Below are 15342 nucleotides of genomic sequence, written 5' to 3'. Positions count from 1 at the left end.
CAGCTCACGGGTAACATTTGGTCGGCAAATTCTCGCCCTGCCGCCGCATAGATTGATCTCTTAGACTTGGATGCTTCAGGTAATCCGCAGCTAGGCTGCGCTTCAGGCGGAACAGTGCTTGCCCTTAAGTAGAACAAAGCGCACCCACATCGGCGGTATATGGTCACTGGTCGCATTCCTCGTCGCGGCAGTCATCATTACCTACGCCGCCGGCCGTCTGGACCGTCTGCTCTCCGAAGCTTTCGTATACGAAGCCCGCGCCCAGACATACTTGGACCTGCTTGAGGTGCGCGAACAGTTTGAAGAAATCATTCACGAACGGTCCCTCGCGCTGCGCGAACTTGCGACGTTCATCGGCGAGAACCCCTTTGCCAAACAGGAAGAGTTTACCCAGCGGGTTCAAAATATACGTGAAGTCGACGACACGGTCATCAATATCGCTGCCGCGCCTGACCTCGTCGTGACCCTGATCCACCCGCTCGCGCCGAACATGGGCGCGCTTGGGTTAGATTACCGCACAAACGAAGACCAGTTTCCCGGCATTGAACGGATGCTGAACCTGGGCAAAGAGCTGATGACCGGCCCCGTCGATCTGGTGCAAGGCGGCAAGGGGCTGATCCTGCGTGCCCCGGTCTATTGGCCCGATCCCGACTTTGCCACCGAAGGCGATGTTGACGGCAGCAAACGCCAGCTGTGGGGGATCGTATCGCTCGTGCTGGACTATGATCAATTCCTGATCAATTCCGGCATACGTGAGGCCGAAGAACGCTATGATATCCTCATTCATGCGGCCTCTCCGCAGGTGGGGGTAGGGCCGCAGATGTTCACCTACGGCGATCGGGGCCTGCTGGAGGCGGATACTGTTACGTTGGAATTCGATTTCTCCTTCGAGGAATGGATGCTGGAAGCACGCACCAAGGGCGGATGGCCCAAACACGCGCCCGATCAATGGTCAAAACGCGCGCTCATCGCGTCGGCCGGGCTGATGCTTTTGGGCACGCTGCTTTATGTGCTGCAGGTGTCAGAGCGGCGCAAACGTGCCGAAGTCCTGCTAAGCAGCGGGATCGAGGCGCTGAACGACGGGTTTGTCATGTTCGACGCGCAGGATCGTTTGCTTCTGAGCAACTCGAAATACAAAGAGATGTACGATCTTCCCTCTGAAGTGCTCAAGCCCGGAACACCTTTTGCCGAGCTGCTGCGTATCGGTGTCAAAAGCAAGCAGTTTCCCATGGGGCGCTATAACGAGGAAGAGTGGATCGAGCGTCGCTTGGCCATCCACCGCGAAAACAGAACCTCCGAGACAGAACAACATCTGTCGGGCGGGCGCGTGATCAAAGCCTCTGACCGGCCTTTGGCAGACGGTAGCTATGTCGGCCTGCGCGTGGATGTGACCGAGCTGAGCCACGCCAAGGATGCCGCCGAAGCTGCCAGCAAGGCCAAGACGGATTTCATGGGCGTCCTCAGCCACGAGCTGCGCACGCCGCTGACGGTGATCATGGGCGTGGCGCAGCTTTCCCGCAACGCGCGCATGCTGTCGTCGTCCAAGGCGCTGCTCAAGGGCTATGAGGACGGAGAGATCAGCCACGAAGAGGCAAAACGTCTGCTGGATGAGATGTACGACCAGCTGTCCGGCCTGATGAACCGGTTGGTGCAATCCGGCGAGCATCTGTTGCACCTCATCAACGAGATCCTCGACGTGGCCAAGATCGAATCCGGCAGCCTGGTGATCGAACCCAGCCATTGTGCGGTGCAGGATATTGTCGATCCGGTGATCGAACAGCTTCGCACACTTTCAAGCAAGAAGGGGCTGGCCTTTGATGTGGTGCAAGAGGCGGATATGGTCTTTGCCGATAAGGTGCGCGCGCGGCAGATCCTGTTCAACCTCATCGGCAACGCGATCAAATTCACCGACACCGGTTTCGTCCGTCTGGTGGTGAAACCCGTGGGCGATGTCGTCAGCTTCGAAGTGCATGACAGCGGTGCCGGCATCCCCGAAGCCGAACTCCAAAGCATTTTCGAGGTCTTCTATCAGGTCGATTCCACCGCCACGCGTCGGGCAGGCGGCACGGGCATGGGGCTCGCGATTTCGCGCAGTCTGGCAGAAATGCAGGGCGGCAGCCTTAGCGTGTCCAGCGTCGTCGGGCAGGGCAGCTGCTTTATCCTGACACTCCCCATCCGCGCCGCGCAAAGCCTCGAGGTAAACGCTGCCGCCTAAGGCCACGCGAAACAGCGCGATCGCCCCGCGGATCGTAGCGTGCAACCCCGGAGTAACCTGGTATTTTCAAATGGAACGCGGCGGTTTCAGTTTGAATACTGAAAGTTTGGTAGGCCCGGCAGGACTTGAACCCGCAACCAAAGCGTTATGAGCGCTCTGCTCTAACCAATTGAGCTACAGGCCCGCCTGCGCGGTTTGGTAAGCGGGCGGGCGCGGCGCGTCAAGGGATAGAAACGCGCAGATGTGGCTTAGGTGCATTGCACGCCTGCGCAACCTGCTATAACCCACTTTCGCAAAGGGAACAGGCAGCGGGATGCGTCATGACCAACTCCAAGAACTCGATCACCTATGCAGACGCTGGTGTGGATATTGATGCAGGCAACGCGCTGGTAGAACGTATCAAACCGGCGGCCAAACGGACCAAGCGTCCGGGCGTGATGTCGGGGCTTGGCGGTTTCGGCGCGCTGTTCGACCTCAAGGGGGCGGGCTATACCGACCCGATCCTCGTCGCTGCGACGGACGGTGTAGGCACCAAGCTGCGGATCGCGATTGATACCGGCAACGTCGATGGCGTGGGGGTCGATCTGGTCGCCATGTGCGTCAACGATCTGGTCTGCCAAGGGGCGGAGCCTCTGTTTTTCCTCGATTATTTCGCCACCGGCAAGCTTGAGACCGAACAGGCCGCGCGGATCATCGAAGGCATCGCCAAAGGCTGCGAAGGCTCTGGCTGCGCGTTGATCGGGGGCGAGACGGCAGAGATGCCTGGCATGTATTCCGAAGGTGATTTCGACCTCGCGGGCTTCTCTGTGGGCGCGATGGAACGCGGCGCGGACCTGCCACGTGATGTGGCGGCGGGGGATGTGCTGCTGGGGCTTGCCTCGGACGGGGTGCATTCGAACGGCTATTCTCTGGTGCGTAAACTGGTCGAGATCTCTGGTCTTGGCTGGGATGCGGACTGCCCCTGGGCCGACGGAACATTGGGCGAGGTGCTGCTGACGCCGACGCGGCTTTATGTGAAACCCGCGTTGCAGGCCGTGCGGGCAGGGGGCGTGCATGCGCTGGCCCATATCACCGGCGGCGGTCTGACGGAAAACCTGCCCCGCGTTCTGCCCGATGATCTGGGCGCGCAGATTGATCTGGACAGCTGGGAGCTGCCCGGCGTGTTCAAATGGATGGCCGATGTGGGTGCGATCTCGGAAACCGAGATGCTCAAGACCTTTAACTGCGGCGTGGGTATGATCCTTGTGGTCAAGGCGGATGAGGCCGAGGCGCTGACCAAATTGCTGCGGCAGGCGGGCGAAACGGTCTATCCGATGGGTAATGTCACCGAGACCACGGGCGTTGCCTATACCGGTAGCCTGCTGTGACCAAACGGGTTGCGATTTTCCTTTCGGGTGGCGGGTCGAACATGCGGGCGCTGGTCGAAGACATGACCGGCGACCATCCCGCGCGGCCCTGTGTGGTGGTGTCGAATGTGGCGGACGCGGGCGGGATTGCCTGGGCCAAAGAACGCGGCATCCCGACCGAAGTCGTGGATCACAAGCCCTTTGCAGGGGATCGCGCTGCCTTTGAAAACGAACTGACCGCGCGGCTGATGCCCCATGCGCCCGACATCATCTGTCTGGCCGGATTCATGCGCAAACTGACCGGTGGCTTTACCGATGCTTGGGCGGGGCGGATGATCAATATCCACCCGTCTTTGCTGCCGCGCTATAAGGGGCTGCACACCCATGCCCGCGCGCTTGAGGCCGGCGATACCCAGCATGGCTGCACCGTGCATGAGGTTACAGCGGCGCTGGATGACGGGCCGATCCTGGGGCAGGCGACCATTCCCGTTATGGCCGGCGACACGCCAGAGGATCTGGCAGCGCGGGTTCTGGTGCAGGAACATCGTCTTTACCCTGCGGTGCTGCGGCGGTTTGCCAGCGGCAACCGTGATCTTTTAATGCTGGAAAGCTGACCGCGCGGCCTATTGCGCTGAAACCATGCGCTTTTCCATTGCCTGAATGGCTTCCTCTGTCCAAAGTAGCGCTATGAAAACAATCACCACCACCGCCGAGCTTGAAGCCTACTGCACAGAGGCCGCCAAGCATGATTACGTGACCGTCGATACCGAGTTTCTGCGCGAACGGACCTATTATTCCAAGCTCTGTCTGATCCAGTTGGCGATGCCCGGAACCGACGATAGCAATGCCGTTCTGGTGGACCCGCTGAGCGAGGGGCTGTCGCTTGACCCGCTGTACACGCTGTTCCGTGATACATCGGTGGTCAAAGTCTTCCACGCCGCGCGGCAGGATCTAGAGATTTTCTATGTCGATGCGGGCGTCTTTCCCGAACCCTTGTTCGACACACAGGTCGCGGCGATGGTCTGTGGCTTTGGCGAACAGGTGGGATATGAAACGCTGGTGCGCAAGATTGCCCATCAACCTCTTGATAAGACGTCCCGTTTTACCGATTGGTCGCGCCGCCCGCTGAGCGATGCGCAGGCGAAATATGCGCTGGCCGATGTCACGCACCTGCGCCAGATCTACGAATTCCTTGCGCGTAAGCTTGAACAGACGGGCCGCGCCCGCTGGGTTCAGGAAGAGCTTGAGATACTGACCAGCCCTGACACCTATGTCACCCCGCCGCGCGAGGCATGGCGTCGGGTCAAGACGCGCACGAATTCGCCAAAGTTCCTGGCGCTGGTGCGCGAACTGGCCGCCTTCCGCGAGGAATACGCCCAGACCCGCAACATCCCGCGCAGCCGCGTCTATAAGGATGACGCGATGGTAGAGTTGGCCAGCAACAAACCGAAAAACCACGAGGAACTGGGCCGCGCCCGTCTGCTTCTGCGCGAGGCCCGCAAGGGCGAGATCGCGGATGGTATCCTCAAGGCGGTGGCCGCCGGCGTGAATTGCCCGCCCGGAGATATGCCGCAGCCTGATCGCAGCCGCGACAAGCTTCAGGTCAATCCGGCGCTGTCCGATCTGCTGCGTGTCTTGCTGAAGGCCAAGTCCGAAAGCGCTGGCGTTGCGGCCAAGCTGATCGCCCCCGCTGCGGATCTTGACGGGATCGCCGCAGGGCTGCGTGATGTGGCCGCACTTAAAGGGTGGCGACGCGAGGTATTCGGGGAAGATGCGCTGCGACTGTGCAACGGCGAGATCGCTTTGACCGCGGTCGGGTCCGATCTGAAAGTGGTTGAGCTTTAACGCTCAACCTTTTGGTTTTTATTATTTTTGTTGGGATTAGCGGCGCGATGTCATCGCGTTTCGAAGCCCTTCGACGCGGATGGTCGTCACGCCAGCCAGCGTCTGGTTGGTCAGCTTGCGGCCGGCCGTAACCTCGCGGGTGGGAGGCGTGCCGATGGCGGTCGCCTCGCTTGGTTCTACCCCTTCAAGACGGTAGGTCAGAACGCCGTCCACTGGCAGCTCGTCTTCGTTCGCGGGGGTTAGCTGCACCTCGTAAATGCCCTGACGATCCGCGCGACCGGTGGCGCGCACGACGGCACCGCCCGGTACTTCTTCGATTGTCAGATCAATGATCTGGTCGAAGGGGCGACCGGCATATACCACCTCTTTATTCCGCGAGGAGGAGAACAATCCGGTCCGCTGCGGGATCAAAGGGTTGGTCGAGGCTTCCTGACGGGTGATCGGTTCAGACCGCGCGGTTCCGAACCAGTTGAACGGGTTCACACGGCTGTCGCGCACGGTCGCGCAGCCTGTCAAAACAAGGGTCGATACCAGGATGGCTGAAAAGGTCTTGCGCATGGGGTCCGCCGTAGAAATTTCGGTAATATTTGACTAACCCATCCCAGACCCGTTGGGAAGGGGGTGGACCTTTGGCATCGTGCAACCTACCTGTTTGGCAAGCGAAAAGAGGGACGCACCGTGGCGACAGAGGCATTTGAAGAACTGGTCGAGGATTTCGAGTTTCTGGACGATTGGGAAGACCGCTATCGCCATGTGATCGATCTGGGCAAGGCGATGGAGCCGCTGACCGAAGAGCTGCGCGTGCCCGCAACCAAAGTAGATGGGTGCGCCAGTCAGGTCTGGTTGCATACCCAGTTCGAGGACGGCGTGCTCCATTTCGACGGGGCCAGCGATGCGATGATCGTTTCAGGCCTGATTGCCGTGCTTCAAAAACTGTATAACGGCGTGCCCGCGGCCGATGTCAGCGCCATCGATGCCCGCGCAGAGATGGGGCGCCTTGGGTTGAACGAACATCTGTCGGCGCAGCGGTCGAACGGGCTGACCGCGATGATCGAACGGATTCGCGGCGAGGCTGCACAGCAGGGTTGAACGCGTGCCTGCGGGCTGTGGCGACGGCTGTGCCAGTTGAGTTTATTTGGCAAAATGAAGATCAGAGCGCCTTGAGCGTGCGCGCCAGATCACCGTAGCCGGTAAAGCGCCGTTCAAAGGCAAGGCCGAGCCTATCGGCGCATGTTTTCGCCTTGTCGGTAAGCGCGGGATCATCTGTTTGCGCCTGATACACAAGCTTTTCGTAGTTCCCGAAGTACATATCGCGCAGGTCGGGGTGCCGGTCGAGCCCCATGGGTTTTATAATGAAAGCGTCGAACTGGCGGACCAGAAAATCGGTGAGATAGAAGGTGGTAATCTCGTCCTCCGAGATCTTGGAAAAGCGGTCATTGCCCTCAAAAAAGCTATAGCAATGCGGCCCGGCGACCATCTGCACGCCAAGTTTCTTACACTCCGCCTCTAGCAATCCGCCGGTGCCGCAGTCGGCGTAGACAACGAATATGTCGTTGTATTTGCCGCGGTGTTTCTTAACGGCTGCGCGGACTTCGTCGGTGATTTTTTCTGGGTAGAGATGCAGCTTGGCGGGCAGGCAGGTCAGGTCCAGATGCGACCAGCCGTTCGCCTCTTTCAGGTCGAGAATTTCCCGCGCCAGCGCCCCGCAGGCGATCAGCAGAATGCGGCCCGTCTGCGGGGCGAGCGGCAGGCCTTTTTCTGTCAGATCACGGTCCGAGGGCGGCTTCATCTCACGCTCCGTCATGCAAAAGGCCCCTCCGGTAGGGAAGGGCCTTTATGTTCTAGATCAACTGTTTACGCCTTGGCGGCGTTGTGTTTCCGCCCGACCCATTCCTTGGCGGTTTCCACCGCGACGGCGGCATCGCGGCAATAGGCGTCGGCACCGATGGCCTTGCCGAATTCTTCGTTCAACGGGGCCCCGCCGACCAGCACGATATAGTCATCGCGGATGCCCTGTTCGACCATCGTGTCGATCACGACTTTCATATAGGGCATGGTCGTGGTCAGGAGCGCAGACATGCCAAGGATGTCCGGCCCTTCGGTTTCCATCGCTTCAAGATAGGCTTCGACCGAATTGTTGATGCCAAGATCGACAACCTCGAAGCCCGCGCCTTCCATCATCATCGACACAAGGTTCTTGCCGATGTCGTGGATGTCGCCCTTGACCGTGCCGATCACCATCTTGCCCACGCGCGGCGCGCCGGTTTCGGCCAGCAGCGGCTTTAGGATCGCCATGCCGCCTTTCATCGCGTTCGCAGCCAAAAGCACTTCGGGGACAAAGAGGATACCGTCGCGGAAGTCGGCCCCGACGATGGTCATGCCGCCAACAAGCGCCTTGGTCAAAATGTCATAGGGTGCCCAATCGCGTTCGATCAGGATATTGACCCCTTCTTCGATCTCTTCGCGCAGACCGTCATAGAGATCATCAAACATCTGCTGAACAAGTTCTTCGTCGTCCAGATCGGCAAGGATAATTTCGTCTTCATCCGACATAGTCGTTCCTCATCGGTTAACTCACCCGCGCGGGCTTGTGCCTTTTTGTCACATACGCGCCGAAAGCTTCGTGCTTTTTGCGACAAACCCGGCACCGCGTGCGACGCTTTGGTTGTTGGGAAATTACGCTCAATCGTGCTGTAAAACAATGGCTTGGGCCAATATACTTGACCATGTTCCTAATTTGTTTCAAAAGATTTGAATGGATCAGGCACAGCGCAAATACAGACTGCCCGGACGGGGCACATCCAGCAACCGCCCGGGCCGGTTCGAGCCGCTGACCGTCAGCGCTGTGGCCGATGGATGGGCGGGCGATGATGACCCTTTGCCGGTCTTGCGCACTCAGGTGAGCGTTGAAATTCCACGCTCCGTGATCAGCTACAACCAGTCGCCAGACCTGCCGTTCGACCGGTCGATCAACCCGTATCGCGGGTGCGAACACGGCTGTGTCTATTGTTTCGCGCGGCCAAGCCATGCCTATCTGGGGTTGTCGCCTGGCCTGGATTTCGAGACGCGGTTGATCGCACGGCCCGAGGCACCCGAGGTGTTGAAACGAGAGTTGGCGGCGAAGAAATACCAGGTCGCCCCCATTGCGATTGGCACGAACACCGATCCCTATCAGCCGATCGAGAAAGAGCATCGGATCATGCGCGCGCTGCTAGAGGTGCTGTCAGACGCGAACCATCCCGTTGCCATTGTGACCAAGGGCAGTCTGATCGAGCGGGATATTGATATTCTGTCGGATATGGCGGCGCGCGGGCTGTGCCGCGTGGGCGTGTCGGTGACGACGCTGGATGCGACGCTTTCGCGGTTGATGGAGCCGCGGGTGCCTGCACCGAAACGCCGGTTGCAGGTGATCGAACGTTTGGCAGAGGCGGGCATTCCGGTGCGGGTGATGGCGTCCCCCATGGTGCCGGCGCTGACCGATCCCGAGCTTGAGGCGATTTTGGAAGCGGGGCGCGATGCGGGGGCCGTGGCGGCCAGCTGGATCATGCTGCGCTTGCCGCGCGAGGTGTCGCCCTTGATGCAGGAATGGTTGGCGGCGCATTACCCTGACCGCGCGGGTCGCATCATGGCGCGGCTGCGCGAGATGCACGGGGGCAAGGAATATGACGCAAATTGGCACCGACGGATGCGCGGCGAAGGCCCCTATGCCGAGATGATTGCGCAGCGGTTTACCTTGGCGGTCAAACGGTTGGGGCTGGATACGCTCCTGCCGCCAATGCGCTGCGATCTGTTCCGCCCGCCCAAACGGGCGAGCGCGCAGTTGGATCTGTTCGGGGATTAACCCCGGCGGCGGCCACGGCGTGGTGCGCGGGTGGGGCCTTCGCCATCGGTGCCATCGCTTGCCGACGAGAACGGACCAAGTGCCTCTACGATCTGTTCCAGCGTGGGGGCGTCACCCTTGGGCCGGCTGTCGAGAGCGGCGCGCATATGCACCAGATGTTCCGGCATGGTGCCACAGCAGCCGCCGATGATCGACGCGCCGCAGTTGCGGGCCATTTCGGCGTAATCGGCCATCAGTTCGGGCGTGCCGTCATAATGGATGTGGCCTTCGACGTATTTCGGGATGCCCGCGTTGCCCTTGGACACAATCGGCGTCGGCATGCCTTTGGAGGCGAACCCCAACACCGTGCGCAACACATCCGACGCGCCGGTGCCGCAGTTGGCCCCATAGGCCAGCGGGCCATAATCGAGGTCATGCACCATGTCGACCATCGCCTCGGATGTCATGCCCATCATGGTGCGGCCTGCGGTGTCAAAGCTCATCGTGCCGACCCAGTCGAGCCCTGCCAGCTTGAAGCCTTCGGCGGCGGCGCGGTATTCCTCGGGGGCGCTGATCGTCTCCAGCCAGCCCACATCGGCACCGCCGGCTTTCAGCCCGTCTGCGGTTTCGTGGAACATCTCGACCGCCAGCGCGTGGGTGAGGGGGCCGACCGGCTCCATGATCTCGCCCGTGGGGCCGACGGAGCCTGCAACGATGACCTTGCGACCGGCCTTATCCGCGACCTCGCGCGCGAGCTCGGCGGACACGCGGCTCAGCTCATGGGCGCGTTTTTCGGCATTATGCAGTTTCAGGCGCGAGGCATTCGCGCCGAAGGAGTTGGTCAGGAAGATATCGCTGCCCGATTGCACGGCACCCTGATACAGCTTGATGATGTTTTGCGGCTGTTCGGTGTTCCACATCTCTGGCGCGTCACCGGACATCAGGCCCATATTGAACAGGTTCGTGCCAGTGGCACCATCGGCCAGCAGCGTGCCTTTTTCAGCCAGAAGATCGGTGAGGGGGTTGGACATCAAAACGCTCCGCTAAATGGGTGATTTTGCCGTTTCCCACAACGCCCCTGTTGACGCAACTTCATTATTCTCATGATCGTCATGAGCCGCCGCCATGGTTTCTGCGTGCATGACCGCCATGAGGGCAGGGCGCGCGCTTGCGTGGCAGGGGCGCTTGGACTATGTGACAGGCTAGAAATGGCTGATGGGTATTCCAACCGGCCTGTTGTCTGGAAGGGATGTGCATGGCCCGTCGCACGAAAATCTATGAAGGTACGGCGAAGATCCTGTATGAAGGACCGGAACCGGGGACCATTGTCCAGCACTTCAAAGACGACACAACCGCCTTTAACGCCGAGAAAAAAGAGGTGATCGAAGGCAAGGGCGTGCTGAACAACCGCCTGTCCGAATTCTTCATGACCGGCCTGAACAACATCGGCGTGCCCACGCATTTCATCAAACGTCTGAACATGCGCGAACAGCTGATCCGTCAGGCAGAGATCATCCCGCTCGAGATCGTCGTGCGCAATTATGCGGCGGGGGATCTGTCTACGCGGCTTGGCATTGACGAGGGCATGCAACTGCCACGCCCGATTGTGGAATATCACTTCAAGAACAACGACCTTGGCGATCCTCTGGTCACCGAGGAACATATCGCCGCCTTTGGCTGGGCCGGTCAGCAGGACATGGAAGACATCCTGAGCCTGTCGCTGCGGGTCAACGATTTCATGTCCGGCGTGATGATGGCCGTGGGCATCCGGCTGGTAGACTTCAAGCTTGAGGTGGGCCGGATCTACGAGGGCGATTTCCAGCGTCTGATCGTCGCCGACGAGATCAGCCCCGACAGCTGCCGTCTGTGGGATATCGAAACCGGACAGAAGCTGGATAAGGATGTGTTCCGCCGCGATCTGGGGTCGCTGACGGATGCCTATACCGAAGTCGCCCGACGTTTGGGGGTCATGCCCAAGACGTCGACACCGATGATGAAACCGACGTTGATCAACTAGGCTGGCGTCGCAGATGAGTTTATTTTGCAAAATGAAGATAGGGGACGCGTCATGAAAGCACGGGTGCATGTGATGTTGAAAAACGGTGTTCTGGATCCGCAGGGCGAGGCCGTGCGCCACGCGCTTGGGGCCATGGGCTTTGAAGGCGTCAATGGCGTGCGTCAGGGCAAGGTGATCGAGCTGGACCTGAACGACGACGCAACCAAGGCCGACGTCGAGGCGATGTGTGAAAAGCTGCTCGCGAACACGGTGATCGAATCCTACACAGTGGAGATGAGCTGATGCACGCAGCGGTCATCGTTTTTCCCGGCTCTAACTGTGACCGCGATCTGGCGGTGGCATTCAAAGCGGTCGGTGCCAAAGTGTCGATGGTCTGGCACAAGGACACGAGCCTGCCCGAGGGCGTCGATATTGTGGGTGTTCCGGGCGGCTTTTCCTATGGCGACTACCTGCGCTGCGGTGCCATTGCAGCGAATTCTCCGATCTGTCGCGAAGTGGCGGCCCATGCGGAACGTGGCGGTTATGTCATGGGGATCTGCAACGGCTTTCAGGTGCTGACCGAAACCGGTCTGCTGCCCGGTGCCCTGCTGCGCAATGCGGGGCTAAAATACATCTGTCGCACCGTGCCGCTGCGCGTGGCCACGGCGGACAGCGATTACACATCGGGCTACGAGGCCGGTGCGATGATCGACATCCCGATCGCCCACCACGATGGTAATTATTTTGCCGATGGCGATACGATTGCCAAACTGCATGGCGAGGATCGTGTTGCCTTTACCTATGGCGATAACCCCAACGGGTCGCAGTCGGACATCGCGGGCATCCTTTCGTCGAACCGTCGTGTGTTGGGGATGATGCCGCACCCTGAACGCGCAGCCGATGCGGGGCATGGGGGCACGGACGGGGCGGCGCTCTTCCGCGCATTGGCGGGGTCTCTGGTCACAGCGTGACTTGAGTGCACCGGTGAGGACGCGTAGATTGCCGCCATGTTTCGGTCTGCGTCCTCTAGTGAAGCCCCTTTATCTGTCAGCTGGCGCGTCCGGCTGGCGGTTGCTTTGCTTTTGGTCATTGCGGTGGCCACGATTTCGGTCACCAACAAGCTGCTGACGGATCGCTTTACCGAAAGCACCCGCAACCGGGCCGAGCTTCGGATCGCGCTCTACAGCGGCAACCTGTTGGCCGAGCTGCGCCAGAACGCGATTGTGCCACAGCTTTTGTCGCGTGATCCCGCCTTGATCGAGGCGCTGACCCGATCTGATTATTCCCTGTCGACCCAGCGATTGATCTCTTTTGTAGAGGAGATCGGCGCGGCGTCCTTGATGCTTTATGATATCGATGGGCGCACGGTGGCAGCGACCGACCGCAACCGGTTGGGGGCCTCGCACCGGCAAGAGGCTTATTTTGTTGACGCGCTGCGATCGAATTCGACCGTGTTCAGCGTTATTCCCCGTGATACCGGCGGCTATCGGTTCTTCTATTCGCGGCGTATTCAGGAAGGCGGCACCAACCTTGGGGTGATCGCGGCCGAGGTGGATCTGCAACGGTTTGAACGGGCCTGGGCCGGTATCTCGGATGCGGTGATCGTCACCGACAGTACGGGTGACATCATCATGGCGACCGAACCGCGATGGCGCGGTCTGACGGAAAGCGAGGCTCTGTCGAACCAGACACCGCAAAGCGCCATCGAGCGCGCGATCAAGGCTACCGCCGATTGGACCGCATTGCCCGCCGATGCCTATCTGCAGGGCGAGGCGGTGATGCGTCTGTCGTCGCGGATACCGTTTCGAGGCTGGCGGATCACGAGCTATACCACCTATGCTTCGGTCCGCGAGAAGGTGAACGGGGTGCTTGCGCTTGAGGTGATGGGCTTTGCGATCCTGCTGGCGCTGACGTTTTATGCTCTCAGCCGTCGGACGGCGGGGCGCGCGGCGCTGTTTCAGCGTGAATCCGCCGAGCTGCGCGCGCTGAACGCCGCCCTTCAGCGCGAGGTGGCGGAACGCAAACGGGTGCAGCAGACTTTGGCCGTGGCCGAGCAGACGTTGGAACAATCCAGCAAGCTCGCCGCCTTGGGCGAAATGTCCGCCGCCGTCAGCCACGAGCTGAACCAGCCGCTGGCCGCGATGAAAACCTATCTGGCGGGCGCGCGCCTGTTGATGCAGCGCAACCGGCTGGAGGAAGCGCTGGCGTCATTCGGGCGCATCGACGATCTGATCGAACGCATGGGGGCCATCACGCGGCAGCTGAAAAGCTATGCGCGCAAGGGTCAGCAGCAGTTTTCGCCCTTTGATATGGGGGAGGCGCTTGCCTCTGCCTTGTCAATGATGGAGCCGCAGCTACGTCAGCGTCAAGTGCAGATCAACCGTATCCTGCCCGCAGAGCCTGTTCAGGTGATGGGGGACCGCATGCGGATCGAACAAGTATTGGTCAATCTCTTGCGCAACGCATTGGATGCCACCAAATCGGAACGAAACCCGACGGTAGAGATTATACTATCAGCGGGTGAGACGGCGACGCTTACCGTGCGCGATAATGGCCCCGGGATCGAAGATCTCGATAGCCTGTTCGAGCCGTTTTACACGACCAAGCAGCCCGGCGATGGTGTCGGGCTGGGGCTTGCGATCTCGTCGGGTATTGTATCCGATCTGGGGGGCAGGCTGACAGCTCGCAACGGCCAACATGGCGGTGCGGTTTTTGAAATGCAGCTGCCCATTATGGACAGCACAGAGAAGACACAGGCGGCAGAGTAAACCAATGGCTCAGGCAATGAAAATCGCGATCGTTGATGATGAACAAGACATGCGTCAGTCGATCAGCCAGTGGCTGGCGCTTTCGGGCTATGACACAGAGACGTTCGGCAGCGCCGAGGATGCGCTGAAAACGCTGGGGCCGGATTACCCCGGTATCGTGATTTCCGACATCAAGATGCCCGGCATGGGCGGGATGCAGTTCCTGAAAAAGCTGATGGGGACCGACAGCGCGCTGCCCGTGATCATGATCACCGGCCACGGCGATGTGCCCATGGCGGTCGAGGCGATGCGCGTCGGCGCGTTCGACTTCCTTGAAAAGCCCTTTAACCCCGACCGGATGAGCGAACTGGCCAAGAAGGCCACCAACGCGCGCCGTCTGGTCATGGACAACCGCGCCCTGCGTCGTGAACTGTCTGACGGCAGCCAGTTGATGAAAAAGCTCATCGGCGGCTCGCCCGTGATGGAGCGGCTGCGCGAGGATATTCTGGATCTTGGTCAGGCCGACGGTCACGTGCTGATCGACGGTGAAACCGGTACGGGCAAGACGCTGGTGGCGCATGCGCTGCATGCTGTGGGATCGCGCGCGGGCAAGAAGTTCGTGCTGGTCAGCTGCGGCGCGCTAGAGGAAGACGCATTGAGCAAGCGTTTGTTCGGGCCCATGATGCCTGAAGACGCCCAGCTTCCCGCGATCGAGGAGGCCCGCGGCGGCACTTTGGTGCTGGAAGGTGTTGAATCGCTCAGCGAGACGCTGCAAGCCCGTCTTCTGAGTGCGATCAACGACCAAGGCACGCCTGCGGAAACGCGGATCGTTGCAATTTCGAACCTGCAAGAAGCGGGGCGCACCTCCGAAGATGCGCTGCGTTCTGACCTTTTCTATCGTCTGGCCGCCCTTCGCATCACCGTGCCGCCACTGCGCCAACGGGGCGAGGATATCCTGACGTTGTTCACACGTTTGTCCGAAGAATTTGCCGATGAATATGGCTGCGAGACTCCGCAGGTTTCCGCGCAAGAGGCCGCGCAACTGTTGCAAGCTCCCTGGCCCGGGAACGTGCGCCAGTTGATCAATGTGGCAGAACGCGCCGTGTTGCAGTCGCGTCGCGGGTCCGGTTCTATCGCATCACTGCTGATGTCGGACCACGAAGAGATGCAGCCGGTGATGACCACCGACGGCAAGCCCTTGAAGGAATATGTAGAAGCCTTCGAACGTATGCTGATCGATAATACCATGCGCCGGCACAAAGGGTCTATCGCCAGTGTGATGGAGGAGTTGTGCCTGCCGCGCCGGACGCTGAACGAGAAGATGGCGAAATACGGTTTGCAGCGCTCGGATTACCTCTGAGCGCCGCATATTG

Annotated in this window: 15 protein-coding genes and 1 tRNA gene; 11 read left to right on the top strand and 5 right to left on the bottom strand. The window is 60.2% G+C overall.

Annotation, left to right across the window (positions count from 1 at the left end):
• The first annotated feature begins 118 nt into the window (after positions 1 to 118).
• Positions 119 to 2215 carry a sensor histidine kinase gene (locus ACTRWK_RS14145; protein WP_289081067.1) on the top strand — a complete coding sequence of 699 codons (2097 nt, stop codon included), beginning with the start codon at positions 119 to 121 and terminating at the stop codon, positions 2213 to 2215.
• Positions 2216 to 2322: 107 nt separating this feature from the next.
• Here the strand turns inward: ACTRWK_RS14145 and ACTRWK_RS14140 are convergent.
• Positions 2323 to 2399 (bottom strand) — tRNA-Ile (locus tag ACTRWK_RS14140).
• Positions 2400 to 2535: 136 nt separating this feature from the next.
• On the opposite strand from ACTRWK_RS14140, the gene purM reads away from it, so the two are divergent.
• The 3 genes from purM (at position 2536) to rnd (ending at position 5406) form a co-directional block, all read left to right on the top strand.
• Positions 2536 to 3582, top strand: a complete 1047-nt coding sequence (gene purM, locus ACTRWK_RS14135) for a phosphoribosylformylglycinamidine cyclo-ligase (protein WP_037944351.1) — start codon at positions 2536 to 2538, stop codon at positions 3580 to 3582.
• Positions 3579 to 4175, top strand: a complete 597-nt coding sequence (gene purN, locus ACTRWK_RS14130) for a phosphoribosylglycinamide formyltransferase (protein WP_005853715.1) — start codon at positions 3579 to 3581, stop codon at positions 4173 to 4175. Before purM ends, purN begins: the two co-directional genes overlap by 4 nt.
• Before the next feature lie 73 nt (positions 4176 to 4248).
• Positions 4249 to 5406 carry a ribonuclease D gene (rnd, locus tag ACTRWK_RS14125; protein ID WP_005853713.1) on the top strand — a complete coding sequence of 386 codons (1158 nt, stop codon included), beginning with the start codon at positions 4249 to 4251 and terminating at the stop codon, positions 5404 to 5406.
• Between the two features lie 36 nt (positions 5407 to 5442).
• Here the strand turns inward: rnd and ACTRWK_RS14120 are convergent, their stop codons facing one another.
• Entirely contained in the window at positions 5443 to 5964 is a 522-nt protein-coding gene (locus ACTRWK_RS14120; RefSeq protein ID WP_168592033.1) for a hypothetical protein, read from the bottom strand.
• Positions 5965 to 6084: 120 nt separating this feature from the next.
• Here ACTRWK_RS14120 and ACTRWK_RS14115 point away from each other — a divergent pair, with 120 nt between their 5' ends.
• Positions 6085 to 6495: a SufE family protein gene (locus ACTRWK_RS14115; RefSeq protein WP_037954435.1), complete on the top strand. Its 411-nt coding sequence runs from the start codon at positions 6085 to 6087 to the stop codon at positions 6493 to 6495.
• A 61-nt stretch (positions 6496 to 6556) separates the two neighbouring features.
• Here the strand turns inward: ACTRWK_RS14115 and ACTRWK_RS14110 are convergent, their stop codons facing one another.
• Positions 6557 to 7210 (bottom strand): DUF1638 domain-containing protein, encoded by a 654-nt coding sequence (locus tag ACTRWK_RS14110; protein ID WP_422802434.1) that lies wholly within the window; start codon positions 7208 to 7210, stop codon positions 6557 to 6559.
• A 50-nt stretch (positions 7211 to 7260) separates the two neighbouring features.
• Positions 7261 to 7959 (bottom strand): corrinoid protein, encoded by a 699-nt coding sequence (locus ACTRWK_RS14105; RefSeq protein ID WP_005853706.1) that lies wholly within the window; start codon positions 7957 to 7959, stop codon positions 7261 to 7263.
• 202 nt (positions 7960 to 8161) lie between these two features.
• Here ACTRWK_RS14105 and ACTRWK_RS14100 point away from each other — a divergent pair, with 202 nt between their 5' ends.
• Complete coding sequence (locus ACTRWK_RS14100) at positions 8162 to 9247, top strand: PA0069 family radical SAM protein (protein ID WP_168592035.1); 1086 nt, start codon at positions 8162 to 8164, stop codon at positions 9245 to 9247.
• On the opposite strand, the gene bmt is transcribed toward ACTRWK_RS14100, so the two are convergent.
• A complete protein-coding gene (gene bmt / locus ACTRWK_RS14095; RefSeq protein WP_005853702.1) occupies positions 9244 to 10257 on the bottom strand; it encodes a betaine--homocysteine S-methyltransferase in 1014 nt (337 codons plus the stop codon). The two genes, ACTRWK_RS14100 and bmt, sit on opposite strands and share 4 nt — an antisense overlap.
• Before the next feature lie 224 nt (positions 10258 to 10481).
• Between bmt and purC the strand changes: the two genes are divergently transcribed.
• Genes purC through ACTRWK_RS14070 form a run of 5 tightly spaced genes read left to right on the top strand, consistent with a single transcriptional unit; the run spans position 10482 to position 15329 of the window.
• Positions 10482 to 11243, top strand: coding sequence for a phosphoribosylaminoimidazolesuccinocarboxamide synthase (purC, locus tag ACTRWK_RS14090; protein WP_462843962.1), 762 nt, complete (start codon positions 10482 to 10484; stop codon positions 11241 to 11243).
• 51 nt (positions 11244 to 11294) lie between these two features.
• Positions 11295 to 11525 carry a phosphoribosylformylglycinamidine synthase subunit PurS gene (purS, locus tag ACTRWK_RS14085; RefSeq protein ID WP_286759826.1) on the top strand — a complete coding sequence of 77 codons (231 nt, stop codon included), beginning with the start codon at positions 11295 to 11297 and terminating at the stop codon, positions 11523 to 11525.
• Positions 11525 to 12193: a phosphoribosylformylglycinamidine synthase subunit PurQ gene (gene purQ / locus ACTRWK_RS14080; RefSeq protein ID WP_005853697.1), complete on the top strand. Its 669-nt coding sequence runs from the start codon at positions 11525 to 11527 to the stop codon at positions 12191 to 12193. Before purS ends, purQ begins: the two co-directional genes overlap by 1 nt.
• A gap of 36 nt (positions 12194 to 12229) precedes the next feature.
• Positions 12230 to 13990, top strand: coding sequence for a sensor histidine kinase (locus tag ACTRWK_RS14075; protein ID WP_005853695.1), 1761 nt, complete (start codon positions 12230 to 12232; stop codon positions 13988 to 13990).
• A 4-nt stretch (positions 13991 to 13994) separates the two neighbouring features.
• Positions 13995 to 15329, top strand: coding sequence for a sigma-54-dependent transcriptional regulator (locus tag ACTRWK_RS14070; protein WP_009824697.1), 1335 nt, complete (start codon positions 13995 to 13997; stop codon positions 15327 to 15329).
• Positions 15330 to 15342 lie beyond the last annotated feature (13 nt).

The organism is Sulfitobacter sp. G5_S2_6_S6, from assembly GCF_054968505.1.
The sequence above is the reverse complement of the archived record's forward strand: the minus strand, read 5'-3'. Positions and strand labels throughout refer to the sequence as shown.

What these genes read in the sequence shown, in the direction of transcription:
- purM (WP_037944351.1), top strand. Translation starts at nt 2,536, where the DNA reads ATGACCAACTCCAAGAACTCGATCACCTATGCAGACGCTGGTGTGGAT.
- rnd (WP_005853713.1), top strand. Translation starts at nt 4,249, where the DNA reads ATGAAAACAATCACCACCACCGCCGAGCTTGAAGCCTACTGCACAGAG.
- ACTRWK_RS14120 (WP_168592033.1), bottom strand. Translation starts at nt 5,964, where the DNA reads ATGCGCAAGACCTTTTCAGCCATCCTGGTATCGACCCTTGTTTTGACA.
- ACTRWK_RS14110 (WP_422802434.1), bottom strand. Translation starts at nt 7,210, where the DNA reads ATGACGGAGCGTGAGATGAAGCCGCCCTCGGACCGTGATCTGACAGAA.
- ACTRWK_RS14105 (WP_005853706.1), bottom strand. Translation starts at nt 7,959, where the DNA reads ATGTCGGATGAAGACGAAATTATCCTTGCCGATCTGGACGACGAAGAA.
- ACTRWK_RS14100 (WP_168592035.1), top strand. Translation starts at nt 8,162, where the DNA reads ATGGATCAGGCACAGCGCAAATACAGACTGCCCGGACGGGGCACATCC.
- bmt (WP_005853702.1), bottom strand. Translation starts at nt 10,257, where the DNA reads ATGTCCAACCCCCTCACCGATCTTCTGGCTGAAAAAGGCACGCTGCTG.
- purC (WP_462843962.1), top strand. Translation starts at nt 10,482, where the DNA reads ATGGCCCGTCGCACGAAAATCTATGAAGGTACGGCGAAGATCCTGTAT.
- purS (WP_286759826.1), top strand. Translation starts at nt 11,295, where the DNA reads ATGAAAGCACGGGTGCATGTGATGTTGAAAAACGGTGTTCTGGATCCG.
- purQ (WP_005853697.1), top strand. Translation starts at nt 11,525, where the DNA reads ATGCACGCAGCGGTCATCGTTTTTCCCGGCTCTAACTGTGACCGCGAT.
- ACTRWK_RS14075 (WP_005853695.1), top strand. Translation starts at nt 12,230, where the DNA reads ATGTTTCGGTCTGCGTCCTCTAGTGAAGCCCCTTTATCTGTCAGCTGG.
- ACTRWK_RS14070 (WP_009824697.1), top strand. Translation starts at nt 13,995, where the DNA reads ATGGCTCAGGCAATGAAAATCGCGATCGTTGATGATGAACAAGACATG.